Source organism: Providencia rettgeri (assembly GCF_041075285.1).
GTDB classification, from domain to species: Bacteria; Pseudomonadota; Gammaproteobacteria; order Enterobacterales; family Enterobacteriaceae; genus Providencia; species Providencia rettgeri_G.
The window spans coordinates 3425881-3439307 of record NZ_CP163512.1 but is presented as its reverse complement, the minus strand read 5'-3'; the positions used below and the strand labels follow the sequence as shown (position 1 = coordinate 3439307).

Sequence of the window (13427 nt, the reverse complement as noted above, 5' to 3'; positions counted from 1 at the left end):
TTATCTTAGTCACATTAGAGCAAAACGTGTTATTTGCTGTTTATCTGGGCAGTTGTTAATACGTAAAACAACATTAAATATTTGTCATTCAATTCCAATATTCGGTTTGTATTATTAAGTTTTAATAATACTGGGTTGCTGTGTGTCTGGAATTTTTGCTGTGTCTGAGAGAAAAATGAGAAAGCTGGAACATTTCAATCTGTTATTAATGCTTATTGCATTGGCGGCTGTCGGCCAAATGACACAAACTATTTATGTCCCTGTGATCGCTGAAATCGCGGTGTACTTTGATGAGCCTTCTGGTGCGGTTCAAAAGGTGATGGCGGCGTATTTATTTTCATATGGCTTTTCACAATTATTATATGGTCCGTTATCTGACCAAATTGGTCGTAGACCGGTGATTTTAGCGGGACTGACCATTTTCTTGTTTTCCACCATTGTGGCAATTTTTGCGCCAACATTAAATACGCTGACGATTGCTAGTGGTATGCAAGGTCTTGGTACCGGGGTCGCAGGTGTGATGGCGAGAACAATGCCTCGAGATTTATATAAAGGCACGGCATTACGCTATGCAAATAGTTTATTAAATATGGGGGTTTTAGTCAGTCCATTATTAGCCCCGATGTTTGGTGGGATATTAGCGCACTTCTTTGGCTGGCACGCATGTTATATTTTCCTATTTGTCTTAGGGGCGAGTGTGTTATTTAGCATGTACCGCTGGTTACCTGAGACCCGTCCAGTATCACCAGAAAAACATAAAATGATAGCATCGTATCGCGAGTTATTATCTAGCGGATCATTTTTATCCTATCTCACTATGCTAATTGGCGCGCTGGCAGGGATTGCTGTTTTTGAAGCAAGTAGCGGCGTTCTAATGGGCGGTGTGTTAGGGCTGAGTAGTATTACTGTTAGTATTTTATTTATTTTGCCAATTCCTGCGGCTTTTTTCGGAGCTTGGTATGCCGGGCGGGAAGGTAAAACCTTCTATAATTTGATGTGGCAATCCGTGTTGATTTGTTTGTCAGCGGGTTTAATGATGTGGGTGCCTAGCTGGTTTGGCATCATGAATACATGGACATTGTTAGTGCCAGCTGCCGTATTTTTCTTTGGTGCAGGTATGCTGTTTCCCCTTGCCACAACGGGGGCGATGGAACCATTCCCTTATTTAGCCGGTGCTGCGGGCGCTTTGGTGGGGGGATTACAAAATGTAGGATCGGGGGTGGCAACATGGATTTCATCACTTATGCCACAAAATGGTCAGTTCAGCTTAGGCTTGCTGATGTTTTTAACGTCGGTTTTAGTGGTTTTGTGCTGGCTTCCACTGGCTAGACGTATGGATCAAACGGCACGGATGGTATAAGAAATAAGGCGGTAGACGGTTACCGCCTATTATTTTTATGCGATCAGCGGTGCAACCAATGTTGTGGATGGTATTAATTGCTGATGTGCTGATAACGCTAAATCCCTTTGTGTTTCTGGTATGGAAACAAATTGTTCAGGTTGATCGGCGATTGAATTAAAGATCACTGGGCGGTCATAGTTTAAAAATTCTCTGTTTTCTGCTAATTGTCCTGATTTATTTTGATGAAGCCAAATAGAGCTTGCGGGAACAGCATCCTGTAAGTGCTTATCGATATATATTTTTATACCAGCGAGTTCCAACCCCGGTGTACTGTCTATCGTTCCTTTGACCGTCAATGTTTTTTGATTGCCAGATATATGCCAAGACTCCAGTGGTGTGTACTCTTGGATGTTTCCTTGCTCATCATAAATCATCAAAACGACCCAATAATGGTAATTATCTTCAGGTAAACCTAACCTTAAAATATTAATTTGTTGGTTAACGTGTACATCGGGTAAAAACGACTGCGACGACAGCACGTTAATATGTGTTGAAGGGGTATTGTGTGGATCACCTTGCATATTCAGATGATTGAGTGGGAAAAATTGGGTATTGGTATCCTCTTTATGCTGTTTACCAAATGGCTTTGCAAGCGAAATAGTGTGTTGCCGACGCCGCCCATTTTCAATCCAACTCGCGAAAAGGGCGCTTTGTGGGGTAATTTTATCCATATTCACAACACCAGTAGAAAAATCGAGTAGTTCTTTATCTGTGGTGGCCCAAAACACTGGGCTGCCCGACCAATAATTATCGAGATATAATTTTTCAGGTAATGTTTCTTCATGATGAAGAGAAAAGACTCTATTGATTAATGAACTGGGGTTTTTATATTGGTATACAGTGGATCCGAGCGTTTTTTGTGAGCTTAATTCGTGGATTGAAAATTTGACTAATTCACCTTTATCGGCAATGTTTAAACTTATAAAATCTTGCCCAGCTTGGATTTGCAAGCGTTCTGTTAATAATCCGCCTTGAGTTGCATAAGTGACTTTTAATCCATAACTGTTATATCGAGTGAAAGGACGACCTTCTCCTGTTTCGAGATTATGATAATCGGCAGGTAAATGGCCGATAGTGCGATCCACATTGATATAGTTGTAGGGGTGTGGTGAGCCATCCGCTAGCTTTAAAGAGAGTCCCCGTAGCCAATAAACGGGGACATCACGTTGATGAGGGAGTTGATCAATGTCCACTTGGTGATAATTGTATTTTGACCAATTATATTGCGTTAGGGTGACCCATGTTTGTGTGTCATCATCCCAATGTTGGTAGAAACCTTCCCCCGCAAACCCACCATCTTCTTTATCTTCACCTTGTATTTCATTTGGTTGCCAGCGCATTTTTGTTTTTAGATTACGATGGATTTTTTTATTGTATTCACCAGTATGAGGTAAAAAGGCATCATATTGTTCACTGGTAAAATATGAATGATATGGGTACATGGTAGGGTACATATCCACATAATCACCTGATGCATTTTTATATTTATAAGTAATGTAATGTTGCCTGTATTGGTCATAAGCGATGTTGTTACCATGGTTTTTGTCCGTTGTATGGGGTAAGCCAAGACCATGACCAAAGATTTCATGCCATAAAGTTATTGGGTTATTAACCCCTCCGCCATAATGTGGTGATGCCAATCCCAATACCTGCCCATGGGGTTTTAATGGGATAAATTGTTCAGTCGCTGTGTAATAGTAATCAGAGTTAACATTATGTTTTTCCTTGTGTTGTTGGCTATTTAAAGTGGCCCAATATATCTGAGAATCAATATGGTAGGGGATTTTCTTCAAGTCATCATATTTCGGGTTAACTAACACCGAATAATGAATATTACGATCAATATAGGGCACCAAACTGGGGTTACGTGAGCTGCTAGGGTAGCTATAGAGTGTTAATTGTTTAATCGGCAGCTTTGCCGCAGCTTCTAGCCCCCAACTTAGTGGTGAGTATGTATATACCCCATGCCCCTGTCGATAAACACTGCTGTTATCAACGTAGGTCACAATATGGCTATCAAGGGTGATATTGGGAGAAATAACACCATGAATATCAGTATCATTTGAAATAATTGGGGTATTATTCGCTAGAATACGTATTTTGATATTGGGCTTTATCCATTCCCCTTTTAATGGTGCGGTAAAACTTGTGGCATGCGCTTTGTGTGCAAATATATTGGTTGCATCAGGCTGGGGTGTTAATGCGATAGGCAGGGTATCAGGCCCAATAAGTCTAACCCGTCCAAGTTCTTTTCCATCGTTATCACTAATGATGGCGACAAAATCCGGGGCTTTCGCAGAGGATGGGCTAGTGATGTCTAATTTAATTAGAACCCACCGATTGGCCGTTAAGCTTACAGAGTCTGCATTTGGTGATTGCAAGTGCGTTTGAGCAACTTGGATAGAATGTATATGCATATTCTGTGGCACAGGGTGATAACGTGGCTTAGGTTGTTGATAGATAGGATCTGGGATGGTAAATATTCGCTTCCCAGGAAGGCTTAAATTCGGTGGCGTATTGGATTGTAGCTGAATAGACATCGGTGCAGAAAGGCTTCCATCACCCATGATAGCGACAAGATCAAATTGGTCGTCATTGGTTTCGGCGGACTGTTCGTTAGCGTAATAGAGCCACTCTTTTGTTATCGGGTTTAATGTCACTTTGCCAAATTTGGGCTGCTCTAAGATTTGATATTGCTGAATGTTGTTATTATCCGGTAGTTTACCTTGGATCGCACCTACCACTAATTTGTTAGCTTCAGCCTCTGGATTTTCAGCAACGAGTATTGGGAAAATTTGCTGTTGATACCCGAAGTTAAACTGCTCAAATCTGCGACCTTTAGGGACAATAATTTGTAGATGTTGTTCTTTTCTATCGACATATTGATTATCAATTTGCTTGAGCACAACACGAATGGAATTGTCATTTAATTGATGACGTAAATAATTTTCTAAATAGTTAGCAAAATTTTCTGCGCTGCTAAATTGAGTATCAAATGCTTTAAAAGGTGCACGATATTGCGTGATATCTCTATTGTCACCAACAAATCTGAACGACAAGTGGGTCCAATGGTTAAAGCCATTTAGCTTAAATGTCATTTGGTGAATGGTTTTTTCATTCTCAACAAAGGTAGACATCTTTTTATTGACTTGAAAATAGGGAATATCATTTATTTTTTTTAATTGGAATTGAGCAAAAATCATGCCTTTTCCACGAAGGTTAAGTGTGTTGTTTTTATACCGTACCGTAATGGGAGGCAGGGAACGAGACGTTAAATCGTGGTTCACTTTTGTTTCTATTTCTTGCGCTAGTGCCTGCCATGAATGGGACGGGTTAACCTTGATATCATGAAAAGTCACGATAGGTTTGTTATTAGCGTCTTTGATATTGAGAGAAAAGTATTGTACGTTTTCGAGTAACTCAGGGCTAAGTCTGTGAGCACTGAGGGACGAGGGGGGCAAGGAGATGACTTGCTGAAAAGCGGTGTTTGTCAGCGTTGGTTCTGCACTGTCGATATTATCAATAGGTTCAATAGCGGTGATTAATTTTCGTACAGATGGGGACATGGTTTTATGCTTATCCCGAATAATTAATAGGCTGCCTCCCGTTAGTTCAAGCCAGTGCTGAATGAGTTCCACCTGCTTATCATTTGCACTTTCTGATATCACGACAGTATCGTAATGGCGATGCCATTGCCCACTCGGTAATAACAAATCCGATAATTGAGCTTGTGCTCTAGGTTCACCCTTTGTCCATTCATGGGGAGAATTAAAGCTATCCACGAATAAATTTTGATTTGGGTGAAAGTCAAAACCCGAAAATTGCGTGGAGGGTAATGTGCTTAAGATGAAGCTTTGTTTATTTTCTCCAGCTAACCGTGGCTTGTCTATCATCCAGCTAAATAGGTGATATGCACGCAAACCATTATTTGAATTTTTAGGGTTATTTTTTAGGGCGGCTAAAATTGGTGAATGGCTGTTAATGACCGCGATCCGGCCTTTATTTTTATATATCCCTATGCGCAGTTTTTTCTGGTGGTTTTTTGTCGTTAATATATTCACTGTCGCTGCAACTACAGGCTTAGACGGGGCAGTGCGGTTGTTTGATATCGCAGGCGAGGTAACCGTATAGTCGGGGACAGGAGTGATGAGGCCATTTATGCGCCAAAGAAAACGAAACTTAGGAACGTAACCTTCTGTTAGTGCAGTAAATTTAATTGGGATAGGCTGGTTGTGTTGTAAATCAGTGAGCGTGATCGTTTCAAAACTGTTTTCAGGGTGGAGATGGATTTTTTTGCCTTGTATTTCAACAGACAACGGGCTGTTATGGTTATCTACTAAAAAAGTTACTGTGCCTTTTTCAAGAGGTCGAAGCGTGCCTTCATACACCCATTCGGTTTGTTGTTTTTTAGGCTCAATGGTGGATGAATCAGAGTAAATATCACTCATTGGAACGGTTTTTTCATAGGTAAAAGAAGTTGTTGCTTTTGATCTTCTCTCCCGGGTATGAACTGAAAGTCCAAATCGATTATTTGGGTATTGAGCAATGGCGATCATGCCTTGTTTTTTTGGGTTTTCCATAACCACTTTCCTCATTTTATTGAATAAATTATTCCGGAATTAGTGTAAACAAGCTCATTTAACCTTTCTAATTTATTATTTGTCTAATGACTAATGTTTTATTTATTAGCTAATTGATTATTACAAAACAAAAAAGGCGGTACCGAAGTACCGCCTCAGACTGCTGACAAACATAAAATGTTTGGCGGCAGATTGGATAGGTTTTGAAAATAAACTAGGAAAATCAATATATTGATTTTCGCCTAATAACACAAAGTGGGAAAAACCACGTTTTTATCCCACTTTGTCAACAACCTCAGGCGGTACCGAAGTACCGCCTTTGCATCAACGAGCCCAATGTTTAATTGATAACTAAGCTTTATCTTCCCACTCTTGTGCACGTGCAACGGCTTTTTTCCAGCCTTCGTATTTGAAATTGCGTTCTGTTGTTTCAATACCTGGCTTAAACACACGTTCAATCGTGGTTTTGCTTTGTAGCTCATCAATGTTATTCCAGAAACCGACTGCTAAACCAGCGAGATAAGCGGCTCCTAATGCGGTACTTTCGCGCACCTCTGGACGTTCAACAGGTGTACCTAAAATGTCAGATTGGAACTGCATTAAGAAGTTGTTTGCCACTGCACCACCATCAACACGCAATGCTTTTAGGCGTTCGCCAGAATCGGCTTGCATTGCATCAAGGACATCTCGAGTTTGGTAAGCAATGGATTCTAGTGTTGCTCGGATGATATGGTTGCGGTTAGCACCACGAGTGAGTCCGAAAATTGCGCCACGTGCATAGGGATCCCAGTATGGTGCGCCTAAACCTGTAAAAGCAGGCACCACATATACGCCGTTGCTATCTTTCACTTTCATCGCGAAATATTCAGAGTCTGTGGATTCATCAATCAGCTTTAATTCATCACGCAGCCATTGGATAGATGCGCCACCAACGAACACTGCGCCTTCAAGGGCATAATTCACTTCCCCTTTTGGTCCGCAGGCGATGGTGGTTAGCAGCCCATGGTTAGAGCGAACGGCGGTTTCTCCTGTATTCAACAGCAAGAAGCAGCCTGTACCATAGGTATTTTTCGCCATGCCCGGTTTCACGCACAGCTGACCATACAGGGCCGCTTGTTGGTCACCCGCCATGCCTGAGATTGGAATGCGTGTGCCGCCTTTGCCCCCAATGTTCGTTTGCCCATACACTTCAGAAGAAGGGCGGACTTCAGGTAACATGATCCGTGGAATATTCAATGCCTTGAGAATTTTATCATCCCACTCTAAATTGCGAATATTAAATAACATAGTACGAGATGCGTTGGTATAGTCCGTTACATGTACACGACCTTGTGTCATTTTCCAAACCAGCCATGTATCGACGGTACCAAATAGCAACTCCCCTTTTTCAGCGCGTTCACGAGCGCCTTCGACATTATCTAAAATCCACTTAACTTTCGTTCCCGAAAAATAAGGGTCAACGACAAGACCTGTATTTTGGCGAATATACTCTTCTAAATCTTTTTCATTTTGTTTTAGGTGGGTGCAGAAGTCTGCGGTGCGGCGGCATTGCCACACAATGGCATTATAAACAGGTTTACCCGTCGCTTTTTCCCAAACAATGGTCGTTTCACGTTGGTTGGTGATCCCAATTCCAGCCACTTCATCAGTACGAATGTCTGCTTTGGCTAACACTTCAACCAGTGTAGAGCTTTGTGATGCCCAAATTTCCATTGGATCATGCTCGACCCAGCCTGGCTTTGGATAAATTTGGGTAAATTCACGCTGTGAAATGCTCACAATGTTCGCATCATGGTCGAGTACGACAGCTCGAGAACTGGTTGTGCCTTGATCAAGTGCAACGATATATTTTTTTTCAATGGTAGTTTCAGTTGTCATAATTTAAGCCTGTTCCGAGGATTTTGGTTTTTTGACGGATAATTTTTCTGCTTTGGTCTCTTCTTCACATACCATACATGGTAAGTGGCGACCGATTAATTTGCGATAACCGAAGGCCCCTAGCAGACCACCGACAATCGGTGCTGTCAATGGGACAAGGAAATAGGGAATATCGCGACCACCGGTAAAGGCGATATCGCCCCATCCTGCCAGATAAGCGACAACTTTAGGCCCGAAATCCCGTGCTGGGTTGAGGGCGAAACCTGTCAGAGGACCAAATGAACCGCCAATAACCGCGATTAAGATACCAATTAACAGTGGAGCGAGTGGGCCACGAGGAACACCGTTGCCATCATCCGTTAAACCTAAGATTAAGCAAACGAGAATTGCCGCGATGACGACTTCAATAAAGAATGCGTGGAACACACTAATTTGTGGAGCAGGGTAAGTCGAGAACACCCCTGCGGTGAATAAGCTTTCTTGTGTACCACGGATAATGTGGTGAACTTGTTCGTAATCGAAAAAAACAGGGGAGTACATGGAATAAACCAATGCAGCGGCACAAAAACCGCCCAGCATTTGCGCAATGATATACGGCACAACTTTGCGTTTATCAAAGCAAGCAAATAGCCATAGCGCGAGGGTCACTGCCGGATTAAGGTGAGCGCCTGAGATACCCGCGGTGAGGTAAACAGCTAAAGCAACGCCGAACCCCCAAATAACACTGATTTCCCAGAGGCCAAGCTGTGCCCCTGCTATCCTGACGGCGGCAACACAACCTAAACCAAAAAATACAAGCAGTGCGGTCCCTAAAAATTCCGAAATGCACTGACCTGTGAGAGATGTTGAGGTCATTTGGCTCATATGTTTCTATCCTACGAAAATGAAAATTATTGTAATGTTTTTTAAGTTAAGATTTTCTAGTTGAAAACCCCTACCTGTAAATTTATCGTTAAAGAACATAAACGAGAAATATCGAAATTGAAAAATGCGTGTTGCATCACTAAAGCGAAAAAAAACAAACAAAAATAGTGACGGAATCGACCTTTGCTATGTGATCAGACCAGTGTTTTTATCATAACGATATGCGGGATCAGAAGGAAGAAACTGGACACAGAGGATCATGCTACTTACAATCGTGTTAAAGCTGATAAGGGAGACCAGAAACATGTCATTTGAAGTATTTGAGAAACTCGAATCCAAAGTCCAACAAGCGATTGATACAATTACCTTGTTACAAATGGAAATCGACGAACTAAAAGATAAAAACAGTGCATTAAGCCAAGAATTAGAAACGGCAAAATCAGGAACTGATTCACTCGTGCGTGAAAATGAGCAACTGAAGCAAGAACAGCAAGCTTGGCAGGAGAGGTTACGTACGTTGTTAGGCAAGATGGAAGAAGTCTAAATTCCTCGTCATATTTCGCTTCGTAGGGGTGTTGGTTGCACTCGGCTACCCAAGTCACATACTGATGTATGCTCCTTGGGCTAGTCTCGCTTACCGCCTACCTACGAAACGAACTATATAGAGTAATTTCCTCGTCATATTTCACTTTGTAGGGGAGTTGGTTGCACTCAGCTACTCAAGTCACATACTGATGTATGCTCCTTGGGCTAGCCTCGCTTACCGCCTACCTACGAAACGAACCATATAGAGTAATTTCCTCATCATATTTCACTTTGTAGGGGAGTTGGTTGCACTCAGCTACTCAAGTCACATACTGATGTATGCTCCTTAGGCTAGTCTCGCTTACCGCCTACCTACGAAACGAACTATATAGAGTAATTTCCTCGTCATATTTCACTTTGTAGGGGTGTTGGTTGCACTCGGCTACCCAAGTCACATACTAATGTATGCTCCTTGGGCTAGTCTCGCTTACCGCCTACCTACGAAACGAACTATATAGAGTAATTTCCTCGTCATATTTCACTTTGTAGGGGTGTTGGTTGCACTCGGCTACCCAAGTCACATACTGATGTATGCTCCTTGGGCTAGTCTCGCTTACCGCCTACCTACGAAACGAACTATATAGAGTAATTTCCTCGTCATATTTCACTTTGTAGGGGTGTTGGTTGCACTCAGCTACTCAAGTCACATACTGATGTATGCTCCTTGGGCTAGTCTCGCTTACCGCCTACCTACGAAACGAACTATATAGAGTAATTTCCTCGTCATATTTCACTTTGTAGGGGTGTTGGTTGCACTCAGCTACTCAAGTCACATACTGATGTATGCTCCTTGGGCTAGCCTCGCTTACCGCCTACCTACGAAACGAACTATATAGAATAGAGGAATGATGTGGATTATTTACGGAAAACTGATTTTAAATCAGGTCACTATTAATGTGGCCTTTTTTATTTTTATGAGTATCTTCGAATTCAATCATTGCTGTACCTGTTGTAAACAGAAACGAGCATCTGCTTAATGACAAAAAAATAAGGGCGATTGCCCTTATTTATCGATTCTTGTATTTGTGAAGGTTATTCGTCGATAATGTCGTTAAAGTCGTCATCACCGTTGTCAGTGAGGGGCTCTTCAGACAAAATGATCCCTGTATTATCAGCATACAGATAATCACCCGAAAAGAACGTTACGCCACCAAAGTTAACGCGGATATCGCTTTCACCGATACCTTCATCAGGGCAGCCTGCGGGTATCGCAGCGATAGCTTGGATCCCAAGATCCAGTTCCATTAGGGTATCAACTTGGCGCACGGCACCATAAACCACAATACCTTCCCAGTGGTTATCAACGGCTAGCCTTGCCACTTCAGCATCGATCAGCGCCTTACGAACAGAACCACCGCCATCGACTAGCAGAATACGGCCTGCGCCTTCTTCTTCCAGCAAATCATACAGAAGGCCGTTATCTTCAAAGCACTTCACTGTAATGATTTGACCGCCAAATGAAGTACGTCCACCAAAGTTGGAGAAAAGAGGTTCTACCACGTTAACGCTTTCTTGGTATATATCGCAGAGTTCGGAAGTATCATATTTCATAGGATTTAGGTCTTTTTTGCTGCAAGAGAATATCAGTATATCCCTTTTGAACCGCACTTGGCAAAATTCCCCGCCTAAAAATAGACGGGAAAAGTCAAAAATTAGTCAAATAACGCAGATTATTTGCTCATTACCACGCCAATAGCGAATAAAACGTTCGTTACCAGTGCTGCTTTGACCATGTTTTCAAGGAGGGGTCTCATCCCTTCGGGAGTCGGGTCGGTCACAACACGACGAAGGTGATTGAGCAGCATAGGAACGGCAAATAGAAATAACCAGCCGCTCCAACCTGATAGGTAGGTAAGCTTGAACATCACTAAACATAGGATGGCAACGATAATGATTATTGCATGATAAATGCGCGCACCTTGTGGCCCTAAACGAACGGCTAAGGTGTTTTTTCCTGCTTTGATATCATTTTCGATATCACGCATATTATTGATGTTTAATACGGCGACAGAAAGCAGCCCACATGCGGTAGCTGGGAGTACGGTGATGATGTTGAACGTATTGGCTTGCAAATAATAGGTGCCAATCACACTTAGCCAACCAAAGAAAATTAAAACAGAAATATCGCCTAACCCCAGATAACCATACGGTTTTTTACCCACGGTATAGGTAATAGCGGCGACAATCGCCACCAGACCAAGGGCAAGAAAGCCAAAAGCATCTTCAGGCTTTTCACAGGCAACAATGATTAACAATAACCCAGATAGGCAGACAGCGGCAATATTGAGTTTCAGTGCCTTTTTCATGTCCGCTTGGGTAATAACCCCTTTTTGCATTCCACGTAGTGGCCCAATACGTTCAGCGGTGTCTGAGCCTTTTACTGCATCGCCGTAATCATTCGCGAGGTTAGATAAAATCTGTAGTAGGCCGGCTGTAATCAGTGCAAGCAAGGCGACAGGCCATTTAAAGTTACCCGTCAGGTAGGTGAGTGCAGAGCCAGTGACTATGGCGATAACCCCGAGAGGCAGGGTTTTAGGGCGAAGACTTTCAATCCAAGCTTGTTTACGACTTATTGTTGTGGATGTCGGCTGCATGCAATTACCTATCATTCAAACTCTTTGAGATGCGTACTTAAAAATGTAATAACCCATCGCATGGAAAAATACCTGAGTATATTCTATGCAATGGGCTGAATATTTCATAGAAAAAGTGCAGCGATAAAAGCTGCACTTTAGCCAATGTATATTAAGGATACATGAAAACCTGATAATTAATAAGATTATAAAATAAATCTGCTCAAGTCTTCGTCCGCAACCAGCTCATCTAAGTGCTGTTTCACGTATTGTGCATCAATTTGGATGGTTTGACCGCTACGGTCGCTCGCATCAAAAGAGATGTCCTCCATTAAGCGCTCAAGCACAGTATGCAAGCGGCGTGCACCAATGTTTTCGGTGGACTCATTCACTTGCCATGCAGATTCAGCAATCTTACGAATACCATCAGCGGTGAATTCAATATTCACCCCTTCAGTCGCCATTAGCGCTTTATATTGTTCCGTTAAAGAGGCGTTTGGTTCGGTTAAGATCCGCACAAAATCTTCAGTCGTTAGCGCTTGTAGCTCAACACGGATTGGCAGACGTCCCTGTAATTCCGGGATCAAATCTGATGGGCTCGAGACTTGGAACGCACCGGAAGCAATAAACAGGATATGGTCAGTTTTCACCATACCGTGCTTAGTCGAAATAGTGCAGCCCTCAATGAGTGGCAGTAAGTCACGTTGCACCCCTTCACGAGAGACATCAGGACCTGAAGTTTGTCCACCGCGTTTACAGATTTTGTCGAACTCATCGATAAATACGATACCATTTTGCTCAACAGCTTCGATGGCTTGTTCTTTTAACTCTTCTGGGTTAACTAGCTTAGCGGCTTCTTCTTCCACCAGCAGTTTGAATGCCTCTTTGATTTTCATCTTCCGAGGTTTCTGTTTTTGCCCTGCTAAGTTTTGGAACATGGATTGCAATTGGTTGGTCATCTCTTCCATGCCCGGAGGAGCCATAATTTCAACCCCCATTGGCGCAGCAGATACTTCAATTTCAATTTCTTTGTCGTCTAATTGGCCTTCACGTAATTTTTTACGGAATCCTTGACGTGCGGGTGATTGCTCATCAACTGGTTCCGATTGCCCCCAATTATTTTTTGCCGGTGGGATCAGAACATCAAGAATGCGCTCTTCTGCCATTTCTTCCGCACGGTAGCGGTTTTTTTCAATGGATTGTAAACGCACCATTTTTACGGCGGAGTCGGTTAAATCACGAATAATTGAGTCGACCTCTTTACCCACATAACCCACTTCAGTAAATTTTGTCGCTTCAACTTTGATAAATGGTGCATTGGCTAATTTTGCAAGACGGCGAGCAATTTCAGTTTTTCCCACCCCTGTTGGACCAATCATCAGAATATTTTTAGGTGTGACTTCATGGCGTAACACCTCGTTTAATTGCATACGGCGCCAGCGGTTACGCAGGGCAATGGCAACAGAACGTTTGGCTTTGTGCTGGCCAATAATATGATTGTCGAGTTCGCTGACAATTTCGCGTGGAGTCATTTCGGACATACTA

General features: G+C 42.6%; 8 protein-coding genes. 2 read left to right on the top strand and 6 right to left on the bottom strand.

From position 1 onward, the window contains the following. Positions 1–175 precede the first annotated feature (175 nt). A complete protein-coding gene (emrD, locus tag AB6N04_RS15755) occupies positions 176–1360 on the top strand; it encodes a multidrug efflux MFS transporter EmrD (RefSeq protein WP_369312146.1) in 1185 nt (394 codons plus the stop codon). 35 nt (positions 1361–1395) lie between these two features. Here the strand turns inward: emrD and AB6N04_RS15750 are convergent, their stop codons facing one another. The 3 genes from AB6N04_RS15750 to AB6N04_RS15740 form a co-directional block, all read right to left on the bottom strand. Further along, positions 1396–5982: a hypothetical protein gene (locus tag AB6N04_RS15750; RefSeq protein WP_369309176.1), complete on the bottom strand. Its 4587-nt coding sequence runs from the start codon at positions 5980–5982 to the stop codon at positions 1396–1398. A 351-nt stretch (positions 5983–6333) separates the two neighbouring features. Next, positions 6334–7860, bottom strand: coding sequence for a glycerol kinase GlpK (gene glpK, locus AB6N04_RS15745; RefSeq protein WP_369309175.1), 1527 nt, complete (start codon positions 7858–7860; stop codon positions 6334–6336). A 3-nt stretch (positions 7861–7863) separates the two neighbouring features. Next, on the bottom strand, positions 7864–8724 hold the full coding sequence (locus AB6N04_RS15740) for an MIP/aquaporin family protein (RefSeq protein WP_369309174.1): 861 nt from the start codon (positions 8722–8724) through the stop codon (positions 7864–7866). Positions 8725–9028: 304 nt separating this feature from the next. Between AB6N04_RS15740 and zapB the strand changes: the two genes are divergently transcribed. Further along, a complete protein-coding gene (gene zapB, locus AB6N04_RS15735) occupies positions 9029–9268 on the top strand; it encodes a cell division protein ZapB (protein WP_369309173.1) in 240 nt (79 codons plus the stop codon). Positions 9269–10341: 1073 nt separating this feature from the next. On the opposite strand, the gene rraA is transcribed toward zapB, so the two are convergent. From rraA to hslU, 3 genes are all read right to left on the bottom strand, one after another. Then, on the bottom strand, positions 10342–10860 hold the full coding sequence (rraA, locus tag AB6N04_RS15730) for a ribonuclease E activity regulator RraA (protein ID WP_369309172.1): 519 nt from the start codon (positions 10858–10860) through the stop codon (positions 10342–10344). 119 nt (positions 10861–10979) lie between these two features. Continuing rightward, the gene (locus tag AB6N04_RS15725; RefSeq protein ID WP_369309171.1) at positions 10980–11903 is read right to left on the bottom strand and encodes a 1,4-dihydroxy-2-naphthoate polyprenyltransferase; all 924 of its coding nucleotides are present in this window, start codon (positions 11901–11903) and stop codon (positions 10980–10982) included. Between the two features lie 185 nt (positions 11904–12088). After that, a complete protein-coding gene (gene hslU, locus AB6N04_RS15720) occupies positions 12089–13423 on the bottom strand; it encodes an HslU--HslV peptidase ATPase subunit (RefSeq protein WP_369309170.1) in 1335 nt (444 codons plus the stop codon). Positions 13424–13427: the final 4 nt, after the last annotated feature.

Coding starts and splice junctions, on each gene's coding strand:
- emrD (WP_369312146.1), top strand. CDS start 176: ATGAGAAAGCTGGAACATTTCAATCTGTTATTAATGCTTATTGCATTG.
- AB6N04_RS15750 (WP_369309176.1), bottom strand. CDS start 5,982: ATGGAAAACCCAAAAAAACAAGGCATGATCGCCATTGCTCAATACCCA.
- glpK (WP_369309175.1), bottom strand. CDS start 7,860: ATGACAACTGAAACTACCATTGAAAAAAAATATATCGTTGCACTTGAT.
- AB6N04_RS15740 (WP_369309174.1), bottom strand. CDS start 8,724: ATGAGCCAAATGACCTCAACATCTCTCACAGGTCAGTGCATTTCGGAA.
- zapB (WP_369309173.1), top strand. CDS start 9,029: ATGTCATTTGAAGTATTTGAGAAACTCGAATCCAAAGTCCAACAAGCG.
- rraA (WP_369309172.1), bottom strand. CDS start 10,860: ATGAAATATGATACTTCCGAACTCTGCGATATATACCAAGAAAGCGTT.
- AB6N04_RS15725 (WP_369309171.1), bottom strand. CDS start 11,903: ATGCAGCCGACATCCACAACAATAAGTCGTAAACAAGCTTGGATTGAA.
- hslU (WP_369309170.1), bottom strand. CDS start 13,423: ATGTCCGAAATGACTCCACGCGAAATTGTCAGCGAACTCGACAATCAT.